Origin of the sequence: uncultured Streptococcus sp. (assembly GCF_905372115.1) — a bacterium.
GTDB lineage: Bacteria > Bacillota > Bacilli > Lactobacillales > Streptococcaceae > Streptococcus.
The window spans coordinates 69,676-95,132 of the sequence record NZ_CAJPNR010000004.1 but is presented as its reverse complement, the minus strand read 5'-3'; the positions used below and the strand labels follow the sequence as shown (position 1 = coordinate 95,132).

General features: G+C 42.0%; 25 protein-coding genes and 1 tRNA gene. 4 read left to right on the top strand and 22 right to left on the bottom strand.

Annotated features, from left to right (window positions below; translation table 11 throughout):
- Positions 1–60 precede the first annotated feature (60 nt).
- Entirely contained in the window at positions 61–549 is a 489-nt protein-coding gene (locus QZ169_RS02725) for a hypothetical protein (protein WP_295504763.1), read from the top strand.
- Positions 550–652: 103 nt separating this feature from the next.
- Here the strand turns inward: QZ169_RS02725 and tsf are convergent, their stop codons facing one another.
- The gene (gene tsf / locus QZ169_RS02720; RefSeq protein ID WP_295504761.1) at positions 653–1,696 is read right to left on the bottom strand and encodes a translation elongation factor Ts; all 1,044 of its coding nucleotides are present in this window, start codon (positions 1,694–1,696) and stop codon (positions 653–655) included.
- A gap of 72 nt (positions 1,697–1,768) precedes the next feature.
- A complete protein-coding gene (gene rpsB / locus QZ169_RS02715) occupies positions 1,769–2,551 on the bottom strand; it encodes a 30S ribosomal protein S2 (protein ID WP_295504759.1) in 783 nt (260 codons plus the stop codon).
- A gap of 306 nt (positions 2,552–2,857) precedes the next feature.
- Between rpsB and QZ169_RS02710 the strand changes: the two genes are divergently transcribed.
- Positions 2,858–2,928 (top strand) — tRNA-Cys (locus tag QZ169_RS02710).
- 130 nt (positions 2,929–3,058) lie between these two features.
- On the top strand, positions 3,059–3,823 hold the full coding sequence (locus QZ169_RS02705) for a hypothetical protein (RefSeq protein WP_295504757.1): 765 nt from the start codon (positions 3,059–3,061) through the stop codon (positions 3,821–3,823).
- Positions 3,824–3,908: 85 nt separating this feature from the next.
- Here the strand turns inward: QZ169_RS02705 and nusG are convergent, their stop codons facing one another.
- From nusG to pbp2a, 4 genes are all read right to left on the bottom strand, one after another.
- Positions 3,909–4,445, bottom strand: a complete 537-nt coding sequence (nusG, locus tag QZ169_RS02700) for a transcription termination/antitermination protein NusG (RefSeq protein WP_002894018.1) — start codon at positions 4,443–4,445, stop codon at positions 3,909–3,911.
- A gap of 258 nt (positions 4,446–4,703) precedes the next feature.
- The gene (secE, locus tag QZ169_RS02695) at positions 4,704–4,883 is read right to left on the bottom strand and encodes a preprotein translocase subunit SecE (protein WP_002894022.1); all 180 of its coding nucleotides are present in this window, start codon (positions 4,881–4,883) and stop codon (positions 4,704–4,706) included.
- 9 nt (positions 4,884–4,892) lie between these two features.
- Complete coding sequence (rpmG, locus tag QZ169_RS02690; protein ID WP_002894024.1) at positions 4,893–5,045, bottom strand: 50S ribosomal protein L33; 153 nt, start codon at positions 5,043–5,045, stop codon at positions 4,893–4,895.
- 68 nt (positions 5,046–5,113) lie between these two features.
- On the bottom strand, positions 5,114–7,342 hold the full coding sequence (gene pbp2a, locus QZ169_RS02685; RefSeq protein WP_295504755.1) for a penicillin-binding protein PBP2A: 2,229 nt from the start codon (positions 7,340–7,342) through the stop codon (positions 5,114–5,116).
- A 176-nt stretch (positions 7,343–7,518) separates the two neighbouring features.
- Here pbp2a and QZ169_RS02680 point away from each other — a divergent pair, with 176 nt between their 5' ends.
- The gene (locus QZ169_RS02680; RefSeq protein ID WP_295504753.1) at positions 7,519–8,394 is read left to right on the top strand and encodes an RluA family pseudouridine synthase; all 876 of its coding nucleotides are present in this window, start codon (positions 7,519–7,521) and stop codon (positions 8,392–8,394) included.
- Between the two features lie 75 nt (positions 8,395–8,469).
- On the opposite strand, the gene QZ169_RS02675 is transcribed toward QZ169_RS02680, so the two are convergent.
- The 16 genes from QZ169_RS02675 to QZ169_RS02600 all read right to left on the bottom strand — a co-directional run bounded on the left by QZ169_RS02675 (position 8,470) and on the right by QZ169_RS02600 (position 25,434).
- Positions 8,470–9,444 (bottom strand): acyltransferase, encoded by a 975-nt coding sequence (locus tag QZ169_RS02675; protein WP_295504751.1) that lies wholly within the window; start codon positions 9,442–9,444, stop codon positions 8,470–8,472.
- A 184-nt stretch (positions 9,445–9,628) separates the two neighbouring features.
- Positions 9,629–10,645, bottom strand: coding sequence for a UDP-glucose 4-epimerase GalE (galE, locus tag QZ169_RS02670; RefSeq protein ID WP_295504749.1), 1,017 nt, complete (start codon positions 10,643–10,645; stop codon positions 9,629–9,631).
- 452 nt (positions 10,646–11,097) lie between these two features.
- Positions 11,098–12,507 (bottom strand): lipopolysaccharide biosynthesis protein, encoded by a 1,410-nt coding sequence (locus QZ169_RS02665; protein ID WP_295504747.1) that lies wholly within the window; start codon positions 12,505–12,507, stop codon positions 11,098–11,100.
- A 10-nt stretch (positions 12,508–12,517) separates the two neighbouring features.
- On the bottom strand, positions 12,518–13,603 hold the full coding sequence (locus QZ169_RS02660) for an NAD(P)-dependent oxidoreductase (protein ID WP_295504745.1): 1,086 nt from the start codon (positions 13,601–13,603) through the stop codon (positions 12,518–12,520).
- Entirely contained in the window at positions 13,584–14,306 is a 723-nt protein-coding gene (gene ispD, locus QZ169_RS02655) for a 2-C-methyl-D-erythritol 4-phosphate cytidylyltransferase (protein ID WP_072074728.1), read from the bottom strand. Before ispD ends, QZ169_RS02660 begins: the two co-directional genes overlap by 20 nt.
- The gene (locus QZ169_RS02650) at positions 14,303–15,628 is read right to left on the bottom strand and encodes an O-antigen polymerase (protein WP_295504743.1); all 1,326 of its coding nucleotides are present in this window, start codon (positions 15,626–15,628) and stop codon (positions 14,303–14,305) included. The genes ispD and QZ169_RS02650 overlap by 4 nt, the downstream gene beginning before the upstream one ends.
- Positions 15,628–16,551, bottom strand: a complete 924-nt coding sequence (locus tag QZ169_RS02645; protein WP_002907804.1) for a phosphorylcholine transferase LicD — start codon at positions 16,549–16,551, stop codon at positions 15,628–15,630. Before QZ169_RS02645 ends, QZ169_RS02650 begins: the two co-directional genes overlap by 1 nt.
- A 5-nt stretch (positions 16,552–16,556) precedes the next feature.
- Positions 16,557–17,516, bottom strand: coding sequence for a glycosyltransferase family 2 protein (locus QZ169_RS02640; RefSeq protein WP_295504740.1), 960 nt, complete (start codon positions 17,514–17,516; stop codon positions 16,557–16,559).
- A 91-nt stretch (positions 17,517–17,607) separates the two neighbouring features.
- Positions 17,608–18,447, bottom strand: a complete 840-nt coding sequence (locus QZ169_RS02635) for a glycosyltransferase (protein WP_367113039.1) — start codon at positions 18,445–18,447, stop codon at positions 17,608–17,610.
- Between the two features lie 6 nt (positions 18,448–18,453).
- Positions 18,454–19,314, bottom strand: a complete 861-nt coding sequence (locus QZ169_RS02630) for an NAD-dependent epimerase/dehydratase family protein (protein ID WP_295504738.1) — start codon at positions 19,312–19,314, stop codon at positions 18,454–18,456.
- Between the two features lie 6 nt (positions 19,315–19,320).
- Positions 19,321–19,926 (bottom strand): sugar transferase, encoded by a 606-nt coding sequence (locus QZ169_RS02625; protein ID WP_295504736.1) that lies wholly within the window; start codon positions 19,924–19,926, stop codon positions 19,321–19,323.
- Positions 19,927–19,941: 15 nt separating this feature from the next.
- On the bottom strand, positions 19,942–21,744 hold the full coding sequence (locus QZ169_RS02620) for a nucleoside-diphosphate sugar epimerase/dehydratase (protein ID WP_295504734.1): 1,803 nt from the start codon (positions 21,742–21,744) through the stop codon (positions 19,942–19,944).
- 41 nt (positions 21,745–21,785) lie between these two features.
- Entirely contained in the window at positions 21,786–22,484 is a 699-nt protein-coding gene (locus QZ169_RS02615; protein WP_002905547.1) for a polysaccharide biosynthesis tyrosine autokinase, read from the bottom strand.
- A gap of 10 nt (positions 22,485–22,494) precedes the next feature.
- On the bottom strand, positions 22,495–23,190 hold the full coding sequence (locus tag QZ169_RS02610; protein ID WP_002894051.1) for a Wzz/FepE/Etk N-terminal domain-containing protein: 696 nt from the start codon (positions 23,188–23,190) through the stop codon (positions 22,495–22,497).
- Positions 23,191–23,197: 7 nt separating this feature from the next.
- Positions 23,198–23,929: a capsular polysaccharide biosynthesis protein Cps4B gene (gene cps4B / locus QZ169_RS02605; protein WP_295504731.1), complete on the bottom strand. Its 732-nt coding sequence runs from the start codon at positions 23,927–23,929 to the stop codon at positions 23,198–23,200.
- Positions 23,926–25,434 carry an LCP family protein gene (locus QZ169_RS02600; RefSeq protein ID WP_295504729.1) on the bottom strand — a complete coding sequence of 503 codons (1,509 nt, stop codon included), beginning with the start codon at positions 25,432–25,434 and terminating at the stop codon, positions 23,926–23,928. The genes cps4B and QZ169_RS02600 overlap by 4 nt, the downstream gene beginning before the upstream one ends.
- Positions 25,435–25,457: the final 23 nt, after the last annotated feature.

Here is a 25,457-nt window from a genome sequence, read left to right as displayed (position 1 = left end):
CGGAAAAATCTCTATTTTAAAAGAAAAAGGGATGACTGAAAGGTCTGACAATTCAAACTAGTGAAAAAGCTTTGTCAGGATTGTGTAACCGCTTGCTTTTTGCTTTTAAAGCGTTATAATATAGGTGGAAATCCACAAGGAAAAGACAGACAGAAACTCCTGCCTGCCAACTATCATCTAAACAAGGAGGATAATCCAATGAAAATGGATTGGCTCAACTATTCTCGTCATGTACTCAAATGGCTCTTTGCAGCTCTGAGTATTTTCACCATCTTTTCTGCTGACTATGTTGATATTCCTATCGGAGCTCTCATCGCCTGTCTTTATGCTCCCCTGCTCTTCGAACAGGAGCTGGTCAGCAAACGAGTCAAATGGTATAGCTTTCTGATTATGATGGTGGTTACTCTGCCCCTTTTGTTTATTACCAAAGTCTATCAGTTTAGCCTGACTTACTCCCAAACGACAGTTCTTCTCTTCATATTGGTAGTGTTGATTTTCACCAACGGCTTGATTGCTCATAAGGAAGAAAGAGAAAAAGTAGCTAAATGATGCTGCTCACCATTCTAAACTTGATGTTTCAAAACGCTACAAACAAAAGGCCTGAGGCAAATTCTCAGACCTTTTTATCATTCTATTTCTAAGCTAAAAACGATTAGTTTTGACCAAGAGCAGCAGCCATTGTTGCAGCTACTTCGTTTTCAAAGTCGTTAGCAGCTTTCTCGATACCTTCACCAACTTCAAAGCGAGCAAACTCAACTACTGAAGCATTTACTGATTCAAGGTAAGCTTCAACTGTCTTGCTGTCATCCATGATGTACACTTGTGCAAGAAGTGTGTATGCTTGGTCAACTTTAGTGTTGTCAAGCATGAAGCGGTCCATTTTACCTGGGATGATTTTGTCCCAGATCTTTTCTGGTTTGCCTTCAGCAGCCAACTCAGCCTTGATGTCTTCTTCAGCTTGTGCAACGACTGCATCAGTCAATTGAGCTTTAGAACCGTATTTCAAGTGTGGAAGAGCTGGTTTACCAACCATTGCACGGCTTTCATTGTCTTGATCGATGACGTGGTTCAATTGTGCCAATTCATCTTTAACAAATTGCTCATCCAATTCTTTGTATGAAAGAACAGTTGGTTTCATCGCAGCGATGTGCATAGAGATTTGCTTAGCAAGAGCATCGTCTCCACCGTCAACAACTGAGATAACTCCGATACGGCCACCGTTGTGTTGGTAAGCACCAAAGTGTTGAGCATCTGTCTTTTCAATCAAAGCAAAGCGACGGAAGGAGATTTTTTCTCCAATAGTTGCAGTTGCAGATACGTATGCAGCTTCAAGAGTTTCACCTGAAGTCATTGTCAAAGCAAGTGCTTCTTCGTTGTTAGCTGGTTTACCTTCAGCGATTACTTTCGCAGTTGCATTTACCAAGTCAACAAATTGAGCGTTTTTCGCAACGAAGTCAGTTTCAGCATTCACTTCAACAACAGCGGCAACATTGCCGTTTACGTAAACGCCTGTCAGACCTTCAGCAGCAACACGGTCAGCTTTCTTAGCTGCTTTTGCCATCCCTTTTTCGCGAAGCAATTCAATCGCTTTTTCGATGTCACCATCAGTTTCAACAAGTGCTTTCTTAGCGTCCATGACACCAGCACCAGATTTTTCACGCAATTCTTTGACAAGCTTAGCTGTAATTTCTGCCATTTTTCTTCTCCTATTTTTTAATGTAAATAAAGGAGCTGGGCTGAGCCCTGCCCCTTTAGGTTAGTTTACTGATTATTCGTTTGAACCTTCAACAACTTCAACGATTTCTTCGATAGAATCTGCTTGAGTTCCAGTTGCAGCCAATTCTGCTTCTACTGATTCAACGCTATCTTCACCTTGACGGCCTTCGATAACAGCATCAGCCATTTTCGCAGTGATCAATTTAACCGCACGGATTGCATCGTCGTTAGCTGGGATGATAACATCGATATCATCAGGATCAGTGTTAGTATCAACCATGGCAACCACTGGGATACCTAATTTCTTAGCTTCCTTAACAGCGATTTGCTCTTTATGAGGGTCAACTACGTACATCACATCTGGGATGCGAGGCATATCTTCGATACCGCCCAAGAATTTTTCAAGACGAGCACGTTGTTTGTTGAGAAGAGCGACTTCCTTCTTAGGAAGAACTTCGAAAGTTCCGTCTTCTTCCATGCGTTTGATTTCTTTCAAACGAGCTACACGTTTTTGGATAGTAGACCAGTTTGTAAGAGTTCCACCCAACCAACGGTGGTTGATGAAGTATTGACCTGAACGTTCTGCCTCTTCTTTGACAGCGTCAGCAGCTTGCTTTTTAGTACCAACGAAGAGGATAACTGCATCGTTAGCAGCAGAATCACGCATAAAGTCGTAAGCTTGGTCAGCATACTTTACAGTTTGCTGCAAGTCGATTACGTGGATACCGTTACGTTCAGTGAAGATGTACTTAGCCATCTTAGGGTTCCAGCGACGAGTTTGGTGACCAAAGTGAACACCAGCCTCAAGAAGTTGTTTCATTGAAATTACTGCCATGAGTAAATTCTCCTTTTTGTTTTTTTCCTCTTTTAGATTTCAGCTCGCAGAACCACCCAAGGGCAACAGTCCCACAATTCATCTAAAATGAGTATTTTGCCATTTATACGGCATCCCCTATTATAACAAAAGCGCAGCTCTTTGACAAGGTGTTTGCCAGATTTTCTGCCACTAAGTACGATTTCCACTTTTCAGCAGAACATTTATTCCCAAATCGTTCAGAATTGGAACATCTAACATTTTCAGCTTTGACTTTGAAAGACTCTTGACGAAAGCAAGTATTTACGATAGAATAATAAGAGTTGCGGCGGTATAGCCAAGTGGTAAGGCACGGCTCTGCAAAAGCTTGATCGTCGGTTCAAATCCGTCTACCGCCTTCATAAATATATTTCTAGAAGCCCACCAAAGGGCTTTTTTTATTTCATTTCCTATTGTTTCTAGCAAATTTTGCTGATATAATATTATAAAAATATCATTCATCATCAGCGAAAGGAAAAAAGACTGATTATGAAAAAAGTCAGCTTCTATGCCCTCAGCCTTCTCTCTCTGCTAGCTCTCTCAGCCTGCATGCCTGCCAAGCAGACGCAGCAAAGAAAAAAGACACCTAGCTCCCTCAAAGCTTCGAAAAGTTCATCCTCTAAGGAAACATCCAGCAAATCATCTAGCAGTAGCTCTAGCACCTATGAAAGTAGTGATGAGGTATTTCAGAAACGTGCTACCTTTGATCCAGATGATGCTTCTGCACTACAATACATACCAGATGCAGCTTCTATTCCTGAATTAGAGAAAATAAGAAATTTCCATATTTCCACTGGCTTTGTCATTCAGGTAAACGGAGAGGATATCAATGGTGACAAACCTAAAACGTCTTACGATGAGGTAACAGCAGCTCTAGGCCAACCTACATTCAGCACTGATGAGAATGACCCTGGCAACTCTGTTAACATCTGGCACACAGACAACGGAGACATTATGTGCTACTTTACCAATAATGTCCTGACAAATTTGAGTTTTAGCCTAAAAGACGCTCAGCCGGCCAAAAGCAGCTATTCTAGCATCACCACATCCGACACTCCAAAGACAGCTTTCGACAAGCTTGGTCGTCCGGAAATGATTATACGTTCAGAGCGCGATACAACCTTTGTCTATAAAAATTCTAATGATGAACAGTTTAGTTTCTCTACTCAGAACAATCAAATCGTTGGGGTAATGTCGACCTATCAAATGAAACAAACCCAAGACATTATTGACTCTGTCATTAAGGATAAGTAATCTCACACTCCGTTCCAAAAACATAAAAATCCAAGACCTTTTCAGTCTTGGATTTTATTTTTGACGAGGATAGCGGCTTCGTCGATTAAAGCTCTGCAATCTGGCTGAGATTAACCTCAGCCACAGTGTCATTACCAAACATAGAAATAATCATCTTGACCTTGTTATTATCAATTTCCGTAATCTTACCTGTATAGTCAGTAAAGGCACCATCAATAATACGAACGGTATCCCCAACCTTGACATCCAAGTCAAACTCCTGCACTGTTTGACCCATGGAGATGAGAATGTTGCGAATCTCTTCTTCCAAGAGCGGCGTTGGTTTAGAGCGGTTTCCGTGCGATCCGACAAATCCTGTTACATTCGGAGTATTCCGCACGACAAACCAAGCTTCATCTGTCATTACCATTTCCACCAAAACATAACCGGGGAAGCGATTTTCTTCGATTTCCTTAGTCTTGCCATTTTTCTCTACTTGCACGGTCTGAGTAGGAATTTCCACGCGCAAGATATTTTCCAGCATGTTATAAGTTTGAGCACGCTGCAAAAGATTTTCTTTTACCTTGTTTTCATAGCCTGAATAGGTCTGCAGTACAAACCAGCCTTTGTCAAAACTGTCCATGAGTTCATCCTTTCCTAAATAAAAAAGCCTGCGGGCTTCTGCTTCTTTCTAGCACTATTATACCATAATTTCCTCAAATGCAAAGGAATTTAGTAACTATTTGCCAGACAAATCAAAGCCTTGTAATCTGATTACATTTTTTGAAAAATAAAAGAACGAGTAACTAGTGATATACGCCAAAATCCCACCTACTCACAATAGGTGGGACCTTGAATGATATACCTGTCGCAGGATTCTTTTCTATTTCCTCTACAGGTATTAAGAGAAAATATTCAGAATCTGGAAAAGACCGCTTGCCACTACTTTGTCAAAGATATAGATGATTACTACAAAGAATGCAGTATATTCCATGACAGAGATAAAATCTGTCCATCTTTCTTTTCGGGTAGGCCAAGTTGTATCTTTCAATAGTTTAAAAACATCTTTAAAGAATTTCACAACAATCTCCTATCTAGTTTCTTTATGCAGCGTATATTTACTGCAATGCTTACAAAATTTATTCACTTCTAAACGCGTTGGTTTTGGAGTGCTACTGAGCTTAACCGAGTAGTTCCTAGAACCGCATACTGTACACGCTAGACTCGCTTTTTTTAATGCCATAACGCCTCCATCTTTCTTATTATAGCAGGATTCTATGCTTTTGACAAGTCGTTCAGTTTTTTTAAATCCTATTGAAACCAGCTGGTAACAGTATCCCAGAGGTTTTTCGCTTTCTCAGGAATACCAGTGTCATCAATGGCTTTCTTGGCTTCATCCACTAGATTTTGAGCTCGGTCCTGAACGTCCTGCAGGAAGTCTTTGTTTTCAGTTGTAGTACCCGTTTCCTCGGTACCATAGGTGTCGACAGGGGCAATGCCGTTAGCAGCATAGGCATTCTTTTGCCCTTCAAAGGAAGTTCCTTCTGTATATGGCAGGATGCTATTGGCAACATTTCGGAAAACTGCCGAGGCTTCATTCGCACTGGTCCCAGTTAGATAGTGGGTTTCATCAGTTTTTGGAAAACCTAACCACTGGCTGATAACCACATCTGGTGTATAACCAATAACCCATTGGTCACCAGATAAATCTGGGTTAAAGTCCGTTTCAGTCGTACCGGTCTTACCAGCCATAGTATAACCATACGGAGCCGCATAGATACCTGTACCGTTCGAGAAAGTTCCCAGCATCATGCTGTTCATCTTGTCAGTAGTTGAGCCATTGAGAACCCGAGTAGAGGTTTGGCGATGGGTCTTGACAACCTGACCACTGGCATTTTCAATTTTTGTAATGAGATGGGCATCATTCATCACGCCACCGTTGGCAAAAACCGAGTAGGCCTGCGCCATCTGCATTGGATTGGTTGTAACTCCGCTTCCTAGAGCCACGCCCAAGGTCTTATCAACCTTGTCCATATTCAGACCAAACTTTTTCCCGTACTCAAAGGCCTTGTTAATACCTAGCTCGTCTACAGTTGAAACAGCTGGAATGTTCAGAGATTCTGCTAAGGCTTGATACATCGGAACTTTAGGGGAGCTTTGGATATTGCCGTAGTTGTTGATGGTATAGTCGCCAAAGGTGGTTCTGGTATTATCCAGCTCCTTATCTGTCGGCCAACCAGCAGCTACGGCCGGACTGTAAGCAACCAAAGGCTTGATTGTAGAACCCGGGCTACGAGAGGACTGGGTTGCATAGTTAAAGCTTCTGAAGGTCGAACCTTCTGCACTATTGACTCGTCCAACTAATGCCCGCACACCGCCAGTTTTTGGATCCAAGGCAACACTGCCCGACTCAGCCATAGTGCCATCTTCTGCTACAGGAAAGAGAGAGACATTGCTGTAAATAACCTGCATGCTGGCTTGGTAGTTCTGATCCAACTCAGTGTAAATGCGGTAGCCATTATTAACAATCTCTTCTTCAGTTAAGCCGTAGTCATTGACCGCTTCATTGATAACTGCATCGAAATAGGACGGATAGCGGTAGTCTTCTGACTTACCGGCATAAGCATCAACCAGCTGACCACCGATTCCTACAGCGGCAGCCTGATCGGCCGTCCCCTGATCAATAAAACCTGCAGCAACCATATTTTGCAGCACCGTATCGCGGCGATTGGTTGCATTTTCAACCGAATACAGCGGATTATATATCTCTGGTCCCTTGAGCATACCAGCCAGAACAGCCGACTGGTCCAGACTGAGCTGGCTAGCTGAGACTCCGAAATATTTCTTAGAGGCATCCTCCACACCCCAGACACCATTTCCAAAATAGGAATTATTGAGGTACATGGTCAGAATTTCCTGCTTGCTGTATTTCTTATTGATTTCCAGAGCTAGGAAAAATTCCTTGGCTTTCCGCTCAATGGTCTGGTCCTGAGACAGATAGGCATTCTTGGCCAGCTGCTGGGTAATGGTAGAACCCCCACCCGAGCGACCGGCTGTCAGGATAGCTAGGATAAAACGACTGTAGTTAATCCCGCCATTCTCATAGAAAGTCCGGTCCTCTGTTGCGATAACAGCATTTTGCAAGTCTTGACTAATCTCAGTCAGCTCGACATAAGTTCCTTTCTGACCAGACAGGCTCCCTGCTTCATTGCCATCCTTGTCAAAGATGAGCGTGGTAGCTTTGAGGGCATTCTGCAAATCCTTGACATTGGTCGTCTTAGCCACATAAAAGAGATAGCCACCGACCACCAGACCAAAGGTCAAGCCGAGAATCAGGAATATCTTGGTCAGATGAAACCTGCGCCAAAAACGGCGAATAGGGTGCTGAGAGAGAGGTTTCTTTTTGGCCTTACCCGAACGGCTGAGACCAGACTTAGCCTGCTCTTCTGTCAGCTCTACCTCCTCTGCTGCTTCTTTTTGAGGTTTCTGTATGGTAAAATAATCTACTAATTTTTCAAACAAATCTTTTAAATTCTTCATAAACCTTATTTTATCACCTTATTTAGGTGCAGACAAGAAAGTACCCTATTTCCCGTCTGATTTTTAGTTATTTTTAAGAAAAAGGGTATATTAAATAGCCTTTTAAAGCCCTCTGCAGCAAGTCTTATCCGACACTGCCTATTCCCAAAGTTCTAGCTTTCTGCTACAATAAATGTATGAAATTTACACTAACTATCCCAGATGGACTGCCCGCCATGACAGTCAAAGAACTGCTGGAAGAACAATTTCTCATTCCACGAAAAATCCGACACTTTCTAAGGACCAAAAAACATGTGTCCGTCAACGGCCTAGCTATCAACTGGCAGACTGTAGTCACCCCCGGAGATGATATCTGCCTGATATTTGATGAAGAGGATTACCCTCAAAAAACAATCTTGCTTGGAAATGGCGAACTCATAGAAGAGCTCTACCAAGACCAGCACCTCATTATCGTCAATAAACCCGAGGGTATGAAAACCCATGCTAATGAACCAACGGAACTAGCCCTGCTTAATCATGTTTCTGCCTATGTCGGCGAGACCTGCTATGTCGTTCACCGGCTAGATAAAGAAACCAGCGGTGCTGTCCTCTTTGCCAAGAATCCCTTTGTCCTACCCATCCTCAATCGACTGCTGGAAAAGCGAGAAATCAGCCGCGCATATTGGGCTTTGGTCCAAGGCAAGTTCCCAAGCAAAAAGCTTATCTATAAAGACAAGATTGGCCGCGACCGCCATGATCGCAGAAAACGGCTGGTTGACCCCCGAAAAGGACTCTATGCAGAGACCCATGTGACTAGGGTCAAGCAATTTGGGCAGGCTGCCTTGGTCAAATGCCAACTCAAGACTGGCCGCACCCATCAGATCCGTGTTCATCTGGCTCACCACGGACACCCTCTGGTCGGCGACCCACTCTATCATCCGCAACCCCAAGGGCGGCTTATGCTCCACGCTCATCGACTGACCTTCATCCACCCTTTTACGCTAGAAAAAATAACAGTCGAAGCCCGCTCTGACAGTTTTGAAAAAGTATTGAGCAGTCAGAACCCAAGATAGACCAAGAAAAGCAACAGAAATCATCTGTTGCTTTTGGTTTGGAGTGAATGCGAGGATAAGCTATGACAGCTTACATCACTGAGCCGGAAGTGCACTGATAAGTTTGGGCCTGATGGCTTTCTGAAAAGCTATGCTCAGCAAATAAGACAGTAAGAAAATGATAAAAAAGCCAAAACTATAAATGGTATTCCGAGGCATTATCGACCTGAAAATGAAGATAATGAAAGGATGAATGATATAAATCATGGTGGCATATCTCTTGGCAATATTATTTAAAATCGGAATATCAATATTGGTCCCATTTCTGACCGCATAGAAGAAAATTGCACTGGATGAAAAAAGAGTGCTGGGATAGAGGTCATATTCCGTACCCATGAAACAGTACTCAAACAAAATCAAACCCGCTATTCCCAAGCCAATCGCCCATTTCCTGACAGACGACAAGTCGTAGGCTAAAATCCGATCTCGATGCTTGGCAAACTGCATGCCTAGAATAAAAAAGGGAAGACCCATAAACAGGAAGTTGCGATAGTAAAATTCGCTATCTGTATTGAACTCAATGCAAAAGGCCAGGATCAACAAGAACAATGACACACCAAAGCTAGTTAAGCGGTGGAAATGCTTATAAAAAACCAAATAAAGCGTGTAGATATAGGAGATAGCCAGCAAATACCAAGTCGGTGTGGCAGCTGAACCAATCAAGTCTCTGGGACTGTTAAAGAGGAAAAAGTCTGCAAAATCAGACAGGTCTATAGATGCCATCTTTTCTGTTAACTCTCTGGTCAGCACTAGATTGACAAAATGCACAATCGTGTAAAATAGGAGACTGGCAGCTGTCAAAAGGAGCATCTGCTTGAGACGATACTTGACCTTATCTCTGGAAATATTAAAGGAAAAATAGCCCGACAGCATCATGAAAAAGGGAACTGCAAAGCGGGCCACAATTTGATAAAAAACGCCAAATTGCCCCGGCAACAGAAAGTGTAAGGAAACAATACTAAAGCAAGCTAGGGCCTTGAAAGCGTGCAAAGTTGTGTTTTCAGTCTTCATGCAGACATTATAGCATGTTTATTATTACAGCTCATCAAAACCAGATTACACGCCCATTAAAAAACATATCAATTGATGACATTCTTTAAAAACTTTTGCATCTGTGGGAGAAGACAGCTCTTATATAGAAAAACTCTTCTGCACTATTACAGAAGAGCTTTATTCACCTGACCGATATTCTACATTAGCTTTCATAGCCATTAGGATTTGAACTTTGCCATCTCCAAGAATCGCGCATCATATCTTGGAGAGTTTTCTCAGCTTTCCAGCCCAAAATGTCATTCGCTTTACTTGCATCGGCATAGCAAGTCGCTACATCTCCAGGCCGTCTCTCCTTGATAGTATAAGGAATTTTCACACCATTGACATTTTCAAAGACTTTAACCATATCCAGTACACTATAACCAATCCCTGTACCAAGATTGAAAACAGCGGCCCCCTTGTTTTCTAAATTATGTTTCAAAGCCAAAACATGGCCCTTGGCTAAATCGACTACATGGATATAATCCCGCACTCCTGTACCGTCATGCGTATCATAATCATTTCCGAAAACGCTAAGCTCTTGCAATTTACCGACCGCAACCTGAGTAATATAAGGCATAAGGTTATTAGGAATTCCATTTGGAGCCTCACCAATCAGACCAGACTCATGGGCACCAATTGGATTGAAATAGCGAAGATTGGTCACAGACCAATCTGAATGTGCAAGAGCAAGATTCGTCAAAATCTGTTCCATCATCAGTTTGGTGTAACCATATGGATTGGTCGCTGAAGTAGATAAATCTCCTGTCAAGGATGAACAATGATTCATTCCATAGACCGTGGCACTGGAGCTAAAGATAATATGTTCTACCTTGTGCTCTTTCATAACTTCAAGAAGAGCAATACCAGCACTGACATTATTTTCGTAATATTTTAGTGGTTCCCGCACCGATTCTTCTACTGACTTATAGGCTGCTAAATGAATGACTGCATCAATGTGGTTGTATTCGAAAATCTGGTTCATCAGATCTTTATCAGAAATCGAACCCTTGTAAAACGGGATGTTCACACCAGTGATAGTTTCTAAGCGCTCTAGCACTTTTGGAGAGCTATTCGAAAAGTTATCCACAACAATAGCTCCATAGCCCGCGGCGACTAGTTCAACCACTGTGTGACTTCCTATATACCCCGTTCCGCCCGTAACTAAAATTTTTTTCATAGGACACCTCTGCTTGCTAATCCTCAAGTTCTCTTTAATTTTACTATTGCAACTAACAGATACTTCTCTTCTCAAAGTTGACTGCCAAATTCTGCACTTACTAAAAACACCAAAACCTAGTCCACTTTGCTACCCTATAGCTCTGCTCTGCTGATGATTTTTGAAGTCTCTTCATGATAAAATAACATGCAAAATCATTTATATTCAGAGGCATAAAGAACGGAATTATTTTAGCTAATTTCTAATTATTCTCAAAAAACATCATAATCCGCAATAAGTTATTGGAAAAATTGTCTTTCATTTCCGCTATATACAATATATAGTTCAGCAAACTGATTGTAGCCAGAGTAACTTTATAAGTTACTTTGTATGCTAACACTACATTACAAACGTAAAAAGCCCAGACAGGGCTTAGTATTTAGATTGTTAAACTATTTATAATTTATCAAGCATCAACGAGCCCGCAATTGTTGGAGCATACCTTTCAAACTTTGGTATTTGTAAATGCTGTAGGTCAGATAGACAAATCCGTAGGCTGCTGCAGCTAGATAAACTGATAAAAACCAATTCGAAGCAATAAATACAAGCGTCATTAGCAACTCAACCCAGATATCTTTGACGACCTCAATCTGCATCCTCTTGGCTAAGATTAGCTCTGCCAATATACTCCTAGTCGCCAGCAACAGCACGATAGACAGAACTGTAGCATTCAGATTGCGCAGAAAAACTGCAAAAATCAGGGTAGTAGCAAAGCTTAAGAGCATGGCAATTACATTTACTTTAAAAATCTGCCTCTCCATTCGTAAGGCTTTTAAGTAGGTATTGATAAGCAGAGCCATCTTGCCCTCGTAGACAGACATAGGAAAGACTAGAGCCATAAATATCAAGGACTCTCTGTAAGCCGGCAGCCAGCTGTCCAAAGCTATTTTCAGGGGATAATACAGCAAAAGCACACCAAACATAAGAACCATAAGGACATTCCGCAACTGATTGTAAATCTTAGGCAATTTGCTTTCGTCCGTCCGCTTCAAAATTGGAAAGATAACCAAACCGATAGCATTGATAAAGGTCATCAGCAAATTGGAAATGCTCAGAGTCAAGGACACTTTCCCAAATGTAGCAATGTTCCATACCTTTTGAATCCCCATTCGAACGGTACCGATAATGAGCATACTGGCTACATTTGATAGCATCAGATTGATACCGACAGCAATATTGCGAACCGTTTCCCGTATATCAAGCTTAAACTGATTGAGAGGTCGCAAGGCCATATCTCGGCATAGATATATGGCATAAAAAAGAGAAACAACTCTACCAATTAAATCTGCATAGACCATAATCTTGAAGTCTCGAAAACCCACGAAAATAAAGACCAGTAAAAGCAGTAAATAGAGGAGTCGGTCTCCACTGACAACATAAGAACTTTCCTTCAGTCGATTAGTCATCTGCAAAACGTAAACAAAGAGAAAGCGCAGATTGGTGACCAACATGGTATAAACCAAAAGTATAAAAACAAACCGACTGCTCTCATCTCTAATAAAGACAGAAGTCCCTAAGAAAAATAAAATTCCAATCCCTGTCAAATAGATCAAAAGCATGAGAAACTGAGAGAAAAACTTTTCTTTATCCAGATCATCATACTCCAAACCACCGTAGCGAAGGTAGATTCCGTCCACCCAGCCTAGATGAACAAAACCGGCATAAGATAAATAAAAAATATAGAGTTGCCAGTATCCATACTCCTCTACACCCATAATCTTAGGCAAAATCAAGACAACCAGAGAAGAAACTATTACTGTCAGCAAATTGGACAAGACGACATAGGAAAAATTAGCTATTATTTTTTTAAATCCACCAGACAAATTTACCCTCCTATTTCTTCCTATCTGACGCCATGCTCTCAATCAAACGTAAAAACATGGTTTCTAAATCAGTATGAGCTTGCCAGCCCAAACTCTCAAGCTTGTCCGTATTGAGACGAATCTTGACTGTCGGATTATAGCCTAGCTTTTCCACATCTTCTGCCAAATCAAAGACCAACTTCGATTCATTGCTACCACTTAGTTCAATAACCATTTCCGCCATCTCACGAATGGAAATAGCCGACTCTTTATTGGCAACATTATAAGCTTGACCTGCTTGGCCTTTCAACAGAATGTAAAAAATGGCTTCAATAGCATCTTTAGTATAGCAGTAGTTCCTAACAGTCTCTCCTTTAGTTCGGAGGATAATATCTCTCTTTTCAAGGACGGCACGCGCAAACTGCGCAAAAACTCTGTTGTCCTCATAGCTCACACCTGGACCAAAGGTTTGTGACAAACGAGCCATTTTCACTGGTACCTTATACTGATGACAATAGCCTACACACAAGGATTCTGCCATGCGCTTGCTTTCCGAATAACTGCTACGGACACTGGTTGGATCCAAATAACCGTAATCTTTCTCGTTAATGCTGGAAGCATCTGGATTTGTCGTCCCATAGACTTCCAGAGAAGAGAGATAGACCATACTGTGAACCTGCTTATTTTTAGCCAGATCCAGCAGTTTTTTCGTTCCATTTACGGCTAGATCAATTGTCTCCACAGGATGCTCAACGAAAAAAGAGGAGTCCGTCGCACTGGCTCCATGGATAATATAATCCAAATCCTCCTCTATCTGCCAATCTGACAGCAAGTCAGCATACACTAGCTGCAGATTCTCACTATGTAAAAAATCTTGAAATAGAGCTTCCGCTTTTTTATGATTTCGCGCCAAGGCCACTACTCTGACATTAGCTTGGTACAAATCATTTAAAGCCATCAAAGCGGAAATACAGTGTCTGCCTATAAGTCCGGTTGCTCCGGTTATCAAGACTGTGACATTTCTCAGTTCTCTGAGAATAGGACTGACAGCAGCTAGGTCTTCCATATCCTTTTGTAAAATTGTATTATTTCCCATATCAACCAAAAATTTGTGCATTTTCACGCGCTTCGTAAATCGCTCTAAAAATATAAAAATCAGATGGAGTCGTAATTTTGATATTTTCACTGCCCCCCATGACTGTATGCAGAGGGAGTCCAAAATAACGAGCCAATGTCGCAGAATCCGTCATATCAAACTGATTCTCTGCCTGAGCTTTTAAATGCAGGGAGTGAATCTTCGAAAGCGCGAAGGTTTGAGGGGCGACTGCTGTCTGACAAGTGGAACGCTCGATAACCTGATTAATAACATCCGCCTCATCGACCTGAATGACCGTTTCGATAACCGGCTTAACCGTAATAGCTGCCCCATACTTTTTGGCTGCCTCAATATTTTTAGAAATGATTCCCCCGTCAATCAAGGGGCGAACACCATCATGAATCAAAACATAGTCGTCATCGTTCTTGTACTTTTCCCGTAAGACAGCGAGACCATTAAAAATAGACATTTGGCCAGTCTCTCCACCAGGAACTACTTGACTGACTTTTTTAATATTGAATCGAGCTAATAAATCTCTGCAATAATCCAGCCAGCCGTCTACACAGACAACCACAATGTCCGATACTGCCGGATGGTCTTCAAAGTGCTCAATCGTATGAATAATAATAGGCTTACCGTGCAACTCTAAAAACTGCTTGGGTAAGGTCTTGGTATTCATGCGGCTGCCTGTGCCGCCTGCGAATATCAGAGCTGATGTCGTCATACCGATACTTTCCTTCCTCTCTTTGTAAATCGTACTCTACTCAGTAAATCAGCTGCCATATAAATCACAAAAGCATAGATAATCCGATTAATATGGGTTGTCAGCAATGACAGCAACGTTTCCTGAAAGAATGAAATGACCAAAGGATACGCAAATAAAGCGAAAACAATAACCTTTAGCGGGGTGAAATAGCGTTTTTTGATAGAATAGTAGAAACTTCCGTAAAAGAAGCCATATAAAAGCTGAAAGATAAGGACTGAAAAATAACCAAAATCCTTGATAAAGTAGTAATAAATTGTGTAAACATTGGTTTTATCGTCGTTAAAATGAACAACGGGCAGGAAAGGTGTCAGCTCATGACTAGACAGACCAAGGGATTTCAATGTTCCATAGATAGCAATAAGAGTATTTTCTCCAAAGACTTGATTATCGCTATAAAGAGTAGGATTTTTCAGATAATAGTCTAAAGCCTGAATGGGTGAACCCATATATTTAACCAAATTATCCAAAATTCCGAACTCTGCCCGACTATCCACTCGATTGAGAACAAAGGTTCCAACTGCCATGAATAAGACAAGGAATACAAAGCCAATTATCAGCAAAGAGCGAAAAAGCTTCACACCATACCTGCTGTCTTTCCATGAATAATACTTCGAGAAAAACAACATATACACAATCGCATAGCCAGCAACCAAGCCCAGCAACTCCGTACGTCCAGTGGACAAGAGGGAAATACCTAAAGAAATCAGACTAACCAGCAGTAACTTGCCCTTGTAAAAAATGCCATCTTTTCCTGAAAAAATAGACTCGCAGAAAAAGTAGAAGAAAACAATTCCTAAGGAAAAGTTAACCCGCAACAAATTGAGGCTAAGACGACTAAGAGAGAAATCATAATTTGTAGTCATATGCCGAGCCAATTCAATGGTTTTAAACAATCCCCCAGGTACCTGCTTACTCTGCGCCGCCAAGTAAAGCAAATCGGAATAAATAAACCTGACCGCATAAGCCAAAAATAAGAGAACTAAAATAATGAAAAAATTACTCACCTTTATTTGACTAGGTTTGGCGTCCAACTTCCTCTCAGCAAACAAATTCGATGACAACAGGACTCCCATTAAAAAAATGGCATTTCCAACAAAGATAACAGTGACCGTTATCAGAGAAAGTCCCTCTCCCCATTTGGATGAATAAAATGCAGTAAAAATGCTTGCTATCATCCATATTGCCAAGTATATAAAAGCCGGGTTAGCATAGTCTCTTCCTACTGTTTTGATTGTCAAAAACAAGAGGAAAAGGCCACCCAAAATTAGTAAAAAAACCATTATCTTCCTTCTATTAATTCAACCCAATTATCTCTCAGTCTGACATGACGTTCTGTCTGTTCTTTTCTTTCAGGCGGTGTCATGTAATCACCGTAGCGATTGGTCAGATACTTGTCCGCATCATTAGGTCCATCGAACTCATATCCTTCAAAGGAATACTTCTTAGCTGGATAGAAACTTTCATAGTCGATAGTCTCTCCCAAATAGCCTTTTACACCATAAGCAATTGTTATTTTTGAAGTCTTCTTATTAGACTGGATGAGTTTTTCCATCAACTTATACATATTAGCCGGCCCCATGATAAAAGAAGGGAAGCCTATCAGTCTTCTGATCCAAAGATTTTGTCTGAGTTCTTTGGATTCTTTAGCCATATAGGTCAGATGCGGAGTAAACTTCGTATAGCAGCGTGAGCTATTGTGTGACAAATCCAAGGCTCTGAATAGAAGACCCTTGAGCTTGCGAAGCATGTTATTCTCTGGGACAAAGTCAATTGGCAGCATATCAAGATAAAGATGTTTCTTTTTACTGAAACCTTCTCCCAAAACATCATAGTAAGTCAGTGACTTGCTCTGCAGCTTTAGAACCTTAAAGACACTGTCTGTCGCATCCGCAGGAGAGATCAGCTCGAAGTCCTCGCTGTCCGCAAAGATTTCCTGCAGACGATTGTAGTCCTCTCGGAACATCACCAAGTCGATATCATCGTCCCAAGGGATGTAGCCCCCATGTCGCAAAGAACCAATCAAGGTCCCTGCAACCATGTAGGAATGAATATGATGCCGACGACATTCTGCATCAAATTTTTTATACATTTGTAAATAGGCTTTTTGTAAAACCTTTAATTTATCATCCGTAATTTTCTGATACATGGGGCTGAAGCGTTCTCCCAAAGCCAACTCCCATTCAATCTTACTGGTTCCTCTCATTTTTCTTACCTCCCAAACTTTTTCAATAATCTCCTAGCAACTCCATTCAGTGAGTAGGTGTATACCAAATCACTGATGAAATCTTTTATTGTTCGATACTCCCTTATTTGAAACATCAGGCCCAAAGCCCAAAATGGATTTCTAGACTGTAATAATTTCAGTCTAAGATTAGCCAAGGCCAAAGTTCTAGTAAGCTGGCGATGGTCCGCCTCAGAAATCTGTCGCTCTTCTGCGATTTTTTGCACGGACTCATAGCGACTGATGACCTTCTGTAAATAGTTAATCCTAGATAACCTTGTTTTATTAAAACTGAGCGACGATGCAGACTGGGTTACATTCGCCTGATGAATGCGATGCTGATCTAGAAGCTGGTCCAAGCAAACAACTTTTCCATACAATGGAGCCAGCATGCCAAATAAAACATCATGATAGTCAAATCCAGGATAATCCGTATACTGTTGCTCCAAAATATCAGTCAGTACCGACTTTCTAAAAGCTGTCTGATAACCTGACGGCCATTTTTTCAGAAGCCAAGCTAGATCTCTTTCTCGCCTTTCTCCTGAAACTTTAGGTTCCTTAATGACCTGACCATTTTGATCAATCAAGTAAGACTGACCGTACACCATAGCAGCGTCTGTTTCTAACAGTACTTTCTGCAAGGCAGCTGTTTTATCAGGCAGCCATTTATCATCCTGATCAGCGAAAAAAACAATATCGTGCTCAGCCAAACTCGCTAATTTTATAAAAGTTCGATAATGGCCCAAATTTTCCTGATTTTCAATCAGCTGCCACCCCGTCAGTTGATGCTTGGTGATGTAGTCCCTGATTAGCACCACTGTCTGATCTGTCGAACAGTCATCACAGATAATGACCTGATCAGGCTTCAGCTTTTGAGTGCGGATAGAGTCTAGTTGCTCCAAAATAAAATCCGCCCCATTATAGGTCGCCATCACGACAGAAATCATTTCTCCCTCCTTCCTAAACTTTTCATCCTATATCCCCCTAACTTTTAGCTTTCTCCCTGTCTAAGCTAGACTGCTCTGTCTGTGAAGAAGATTACTTTCTTCTAAGCAGATACTTATAAATAAACGCTTTTATCCAAATAGGCGTTCCCACAAAAGCACGAATCATCAACATATTTTGATAATATTGCCCTCGGTTCAACATACCATGTGACAGCAAAAAAGTATTGACTACTTTCCAGCTGGCAATCTGATCTGTCTGGCTTCTTCTCGTATGCATGCCATTTCCGACACGAGCATAAACCAAGACCCGATTAAGATTGGCGAAACGACAGCCCTGAGCAGCCATTCTCGCCCAAAGATAATAGTCTTCCACTAAAGGCAGGGGCTTGTAATTGCCTGCTTTTAAAACAGATGATTTCTTGAAAAATACCGTCATGTGACAGAAAGGATTTCTCCGCTGCAACCTTTTGATAATTTCTTCATGGGAAAGCGGCATTTGTTTCTCTGCCACTATTTGATCTGGTTCCGTGTCAAATTCTATGATATTTCCCCCCAAAACATCTAACTGTGGATGCTGCTCAATATAGTCAACTTGTTGTTGAAAACGATCCGGTGTCGCAATGTCATCTGTATCCATTCTAGCAATCCAGTCATAAGAACAAGCCTCAACTCCTCGATGCAAAGCTTCTCCCAATCCGACATTTTCCTTTAAGGGTAGAACTTTCATCTCTGGAAATGTTTCCTTGAAATCTTGAATCATCTGATAAAGCTCTTCTGTCAGCGGCCCATCCTCTACAAGGACAAGCTCATCTGGCTTGCGGCTTTGCTCTATAAGAACGCTATTTAGACTCTTTCTTAAGAAATCCGGATTCTCCTTCTGATAGACAGACATCAATACCGAAAACTTCACTAACAATCCCCCCCCAATCATCCTAAACTAGTTTCCCTTTTCCGTCTTCTCAATAGAGCTCCTAAAATCTGCTACCTGATAAGACTGAGGATAGCTAGACATCTCTTTTTCATAAGTTAAATCTGAAAACAACTTATTCAGAGTCGAAACATGGCGGGACAGTCCTTTTAAAATCCAGTTAAATGCAGGCAACAAGGCTACCCTCTGACCATGAGTACTTTTTATTTCTCTAACTAGCTGAGAGGTGTTGACATAGTCCTGATTTTGAGGATAGAAGACACCGCTGTCTTGATTCTGAACAATCAGTCTGATAAACTCACAAAGATTGTCAATATAAATCATACTACGTTCGTTCTTGACCAAAGGGAAGACTGGTAGCTTCTGAGCCAACTTTGACAGTCGCTTATAATTGCCCTTAGCTTGATGACCATAAACCATGGGCGGCCGTAAAACTGCCAATTTGAAATCTTCGCTCTCCAATTCCGTCAGAACTTGTTCAGCAGCTAGCTTGCTTTTGCCATAAAAGGAATCAGGACGCTCTTGTGTGTCTTTTGTGATAACCCGGTCTCCCAAAACTTCGCCATAGACACTCATACTGCTCATAAAGATAAACTGTTTGACACCTTCGCGTTTAGCCTTTTGAGCCAATTCATAAGGTAGCTGAGTATTGACTTGATTATATACCGATTCCATCTCTTTTGATGGGTTGGAGATATGGACAATCGCCGCCAAATGCAAAATTACATCAAAAGACGAAAAATCTTTCTCCTTCCAGGTTTCTCCGCGGACGTCCAACTCATCAACCTGGACATCCTCCCGTGAAGAAACATACCTCTTAAAGCTCCGGCCGATATAGCTACCCTCTCCCGTAATTAATATTCTTTTCATCAGCCTTTAATCTTTCTTTTCCATATTTCCCGTGCCGCCTTCGACAACTCCTTCGCTCTTGGCCACACTCTTAATAGTGCCAAAGAAACAGCGGACATCCAATCCAAAAGACAAATGCTGGACGTAGTAGCCGTCCAATTCAGCTTTCTTGGCGATTGGCAACTCATCTCGCCCATGAATCTGAGCCCATCCTGTCAGACCTGGCAAAACATCATTTGCCCCATAGCGGTCTCGCTCTTCAATCAAATCATACTGATTCCAAAGAGCCGGTCTTGGACCTATGATACTCATGTCACCGACAAAAATATTCCAAATCTGAGGTAACTCATCCAGAGACGTCTTCCTAAGGAACTTCCCAACCCTTGTAATCCATTGCTCAGGATTTTCCAGTAAATGAGTTGGGGTATCCTTAGGTGTGTCAATTCGCATCGTTCTGAATTTCAAAATATAGAAGTGTTTCTTATGCAGACCGACCCGCTTCTGTTTGAACAAAACTGGTCCTTTTGAATCCAATTTAATAGCGAGTACTAGAAGCAGAAAAAATGGTGATAAGACAAGCATTCCTAAGAATGACAAGACTATATCTAATGTTCGTTTTAAAAATTTATACATGATTATCCTAAAAACTTATTGCTGTGCAAACTTTACCAAGCTATCCTTGAGGTCATTTGCACCAAGAGTCAGAAGAGAGTCCACATAGGAATCCACCTCTATCTTAGGCAGCGACTGAACATTCCCTACAAAAATCTTTTCATAGACTTGATCATTGACCTTTTCCTTGGAAGACAAGAGCTCTTCATAAAGCTTTTCGCCCGGTCGAATACCTGCTTCCTGAATCTGAATCTCCTCTTCAGTATGGCCGCTGAGCGTAATCATCTTTTTAGCTAGGTCCAAAATTTTCACAGGCTCGCCCATATCCAAGACAAAAACCTCTCCCCCTTGCATCAAGGCCCCAGCCTGAATCACCAAGCGGCTGGCTTCTGGTATCGTCATGAAATAGCGCGTCATTCGAAAGTCCGTCACGGTGATAGGACCTCCCTTAGCAATCTGCTCCTTGAACAAAGGAACAACACTACCTCGGCTGCCCAAAACATTCCCAAAGCGGACAGCTGAGAAAAGAGTCTTTCCTTCTTCATTTAAACTAGTCACGACCATTTCCGCCACTCGCTTAGTTGCCCCCATTACATTGGGCGGGTTGACCGCTTTATCTGTAGAGATCATGACAAATTTCGCGACACCAGCTGCCTTTGCTGCTTCTGCTACATTTCGTGTACCATAGATATTGTTTTTGACCGCTTCTGTCGGATTGTACTCCATCAAAGGAACATGCTTGTGAGCCGCTGCATGATACACTCGATCAGGGCGATAGGTTTCCATAATATGGAAAATCCTCTCTCTATCTTGAATATCTGCAATGATTGGAATCAACTCAATATCATCTTTATAACGGCTTGACAGCTCCTTGTGAATCAAATAAATGGAATTTTCTCCATGACCTAGAAGCAGGAGCCTAGCTGGGCAGAATTGAGCAATCTGACGGCAAAGTTCCGAGCCGATTGACCCACCGGCCCCCGTAACTAGCACTGTCTTGCATTTAATATTGGACTTCAAACTTTGCTGATCCAGCTTAACTTCTTTACGTCCCAACAGATCTGCAATATCAATTTCCTGAAGTTTGCTGACAGATAGTTTCCCCGTAATCACCTGTTCATACTTAGGCATGGCATTGACCTTGACCTCCGTCTGTTGGCAGTACTCTACGATTCGTTCGTAATCATCCGGAGCCAACGAAGGAATGGCAATGACAATTTGTTCGACTTCATAATTCCCTACAATTTCAGGTATCTGCTCAGTTGTTCCTACAACTTTTACTCCATGAAGATACGTATTTTGCTTATTCTTATCGTCATCTACAATCGCGACTATCTTTAAATCTTTTGATTTTTGCTGGGCTATCTTGATAAAGAGACTAGCACCATCCCCTGAACCAACAACAAGGGTCTTTGTCCCATCTACTTTCTTACCCAGTAAGGCTGAAGGATGCTGCACGAATTCATGAATCTCCCGCCAGGTCAGCCTTGAAGCAATAACCAACAAAAACGATAGCAGCATAGAAAGGACAATATATCTACTGTTTGTGGATTCGTAAAAAACTTTCTCTGCAATGTATACAATTGAGTAAGCTCCTAAAATTGAGCCCCCTACTCGAAACATTGTTTTGTAATCTGTATACCTTGTAATCGTAGAAAAGACATTCGATAGTGTTGCAAATGTCAAATACAATACAATAATCCCCATTAAAATAGAGACAAAAGACAAATCCGTTATCCCGACATATTTTGCTAAGAAGAATTTTGAAATCCCCTGACTTATACTGAGCAAAATAATATCAACAACAATTAAGATGACTCTTTTTCTCGCTCTTGTCATGTTCCTAATCTCCCAATTATCCTAAAACTCTTTAATCCCTATTATTTCCCATAATTGCCATAGCTGCCATATCCCCCATAAGTTCCGTAGGCGCCATAGCGTTCCAAATCAATGTTATATTTATTGAGGACAACACCCAAAAAAGGAGTTCCCGTTTGTTCCAACTGCTCTTTGGCTTTCATGACTGCTTTTCGTTTGATATGACCTGCTTGTGTCACCAAGAAGCTGGCATCACATTTCTGAGCGATGATAGCCGCATCAATGACCAGACCAATCGGTGAAGTATCTACGATGATGTAGTCATAGCGGACACGCAAGTCAGTCAAAAGCGCTTCAAACTGCTTGCTTTGCAAAAGCCCCGTCGGATTAGGTGATACTGGACCAGATAAGATCACATCTAGGTTGTCCAGATCTGTATCGTTGATGACTTCATGCAGGGCAGCCTGTCCTGACAGATAGTCCGTCAGTCCTGATACTTTTCTCTGACTGCTAAACACACCGGACATGACTGAGTTGCGGATATCCGCATCGATCATCAAGGTCTTATGACCAGCTCTGGCAAAGGCGGCCGCGAGATTCACTGAGGTTGTAGACTTTCCTTCATTTGCCGTCACCGAGCTTATTTCGACCATCTTGATATTGGCGCCGCTCAGCTGTACATTAGTACTTAGAGCATTGTAGTATTCCTCGGTTAATTTGACAAGATTCCTTTTTTTCCTAACTAATTCTAAGGTTGCCATTTTCTCTCCCTTACATTCTGTTCATATCTGGGATAACGCCCAATAGCGTCAAGCCCATGACTTCTTCAATGTCCTCTGGTTTCTTCACCCGATCATCCAGGATTTCTACAGCGATGATAAAGATCGACATCAGGACGCTGCCCCCTAAAAATCCTAAGATAACATTACGCCGAATATTTGGTGAAGAAGGCTCTGCTGGGACTGTTGCTTCTTCCAAAGTTGTCACATCAGAAACTTTTGTCACCTCGATAATTTTCTCAGCGGCGATATTACGAAAGGCATTAGCAATGCGAGCCGCTTCCTCTGGATTGTCATCCTTAACTGTAATCGAAACGATACGAGTATCCGCCGGAACGGAAACGGTGATGTGACGTGTCAGCTCTCTTGGTGACGTTTGCAGTTTCAACTCACTAATTGCCTGTGATAGAACCGCCTGTGAAAGAATGATTTCCTTAAAGTCCTTAACGAGGTATGAACCCGCCTGCAGATCCTGATTAGTCAAAGCTGCCTGCGTTTCGTTCTGACGGCTGACCACATAGATGCGCGTGGTACTCTGATACATTTTCTTAGCAATAAAGACGCTGTAGCCAAAAGCCAGCAAAGAAAAGAGCACTGCTCCCAATACGATGGTAAATTTCTTCAGCCATAAGGCTCTCAGCAAGGACAGAATATCGATTTCTACGATTTGCTTTTCTTGTTTTTCCATTTTTCCCCTAAATCAATTCATTTTTCAATAATAATGCTTGGTTGCCGCCAAAGAGGGCCTCTGCCCGGCGGGAACCGTATTTCTTAGCGACGATGTCAAAGGCCTCTTTCATAAAGGGCGGTCTCTGGCTTAGATTGTGCATGTCGCTGGCAACAAAGTGGACCAAGTCCTTCTCCAAAAAGAACTGAGCCCGTTTTTTCATAAATTTATGCGAGTCTCCAAGCAGCTTAGGCTTCAGAACGCTGGAACTATTAATCTGAGTATAGCAGCCCATATTAATGAGTTCCTGTACCTTCTTTTCATCATTTTCCAGGCAGTGATAGCGCTCAATATGAGCCACGACTGGGGTTAGACCTAAGCGCAGAATCTGAGCCAAGCCTTTATGGATGTCCTTATAAGGAGTCGCCATGCTAAACTCAATCAGCACATAGCGTGTACCAGCTAGACTGGGGAAAATCCCCTTTTCCAACTTATCCGCCACATCACTGGTGTAGTATACCTCTGCCCCATAGAGAACCGTCAAGTCAGGCGCTACAAGCTCTGCCAGTTCTTTCACCATTTTAAAGTTAGCGCTAATGGTCTCTTCAGGCGTTTCAAACATGCCCTTTCTGCGATGAGAAGTAGAGATGATAGTTCGAACTCCCTGTCGATAGCTTTCTTCCAGCAGTTTTTTGGAATCCTCAAAGGTCTTAGGACCGTCGTCCACATCAAAGATAATATGAGAATGGATGTCAATCATGGTGTGTTTCCTTCCATTACCTGCTGAATCGCTGCCTTAGCATTGTCAAGGCTTTCTGGTTGGATTTCCATCATGTAGAGATTGGAATCTGGCATAGCGTAGGATGGTAGATCCATGCGGCCGTTTCCGCTGATGGCTTGTGACTGAACTTGATAGCTCCCCCCTGACTCCAGCTGAGTATTGACCAGATTCATAAGAACAGGCAGCTCCATATTGGTCTGGATAGAATCCTGCAAGCCGGAAATAATCTCGTTGTAGTTCTTCAAAGCACTGGTTGAAGTCAGCTTTTTAATGACTGCTTCGATAACCTTTTCTTGATTTTTCCCGCGGTCATTGTCGCCCCCCTGAAGGGAGTAACGCTCGCGAACAAAACCTAATGCCTGATCTGAGTTCATATGGACTTTCCCTACTGGGAAATGATGATTGCCGTGTCGGCTGGTAAATTCTTGGTCATTTTCAACATCAATCCCTCCCAGCAGGTCTACCAGCTTAAGGAAGGAAGTAAAGTTCAGACGAACGTAGTAGTCAATGCGAATACCGTATAGATTTTCCAGCGTGTGGACAGAGGCGTCCACGCCATAAATCCCAGCGTGGGTCAGCTTGTCCATCTGCCCAGCTCCTCCATCTGCAATCGCCACATAAGAATCACGAGGAGTTGTAGTCAAGAGGACTTTCTTGGTCTTGCGATTGACCGTCATGATGATATTGACATCTGAGCGTGAGACAGATGAAATCGAGCCATAGGTGTCAATACCGCTGACATAGATATTAAAGACATCCGCATCAGCAGCATCCCTGCGCTTGCCGGTCTCTACCTGACGGGTAATTTTATAAGTATAGATTTTCTTTATCTTTGAAGCATAGTCAGCATCGTGAGAAGCCAGCATATCTCCAAACGAGCTATTGAGGGCAATGGCCTCGGTCTCTTGATTGATGAGGGCATTGTAGGCTGAGATATAAGACGAGCTGTTTTCTACAGTGAGTTCTGTCTTTTCAGTCTTCTTGATGTGGTCCAGAAGAGCCGCTACATTGTCCTTGTCTCCATTTTCAGTCGGAGCCGTCAGCTTCTGCAGCTGGGTCACATCTGATTTGTCGCTGTCTGTACGGACATAAACCGCCAGTTCAATTTCAGAGTAATTTGAAGTGGAGTTCACACCTCTAGACAAGTCCATCAATTCCTTGACCCCGTACATGGCTCCTGAAGATACCAACAAGGTCACAAGCAAAAGTAAGGTTGTCAGGACTTTGAACTTATTTTTCCATACAAAGAAGGCCGCCAGTAAAATAACAGCCGCCAAAAGAGCAGACAAAATAAGGTTCAGGTGATGAAACGCCAGAACATTATTTTTAAATATAGAAAAAACAAGCAAACCTGAAACCAAGCTTACCAATGTCAGTAAAGCTGCATTAAAGAGCCTAAGCTTCTTCCCCTTTTTAGAAGCAGGCACATTTCTCCTATGATGATTCATAATTCTCCCTTTTTCTCCCCTGAGATATAAATACATTTTATTATATCATAAATGCATTA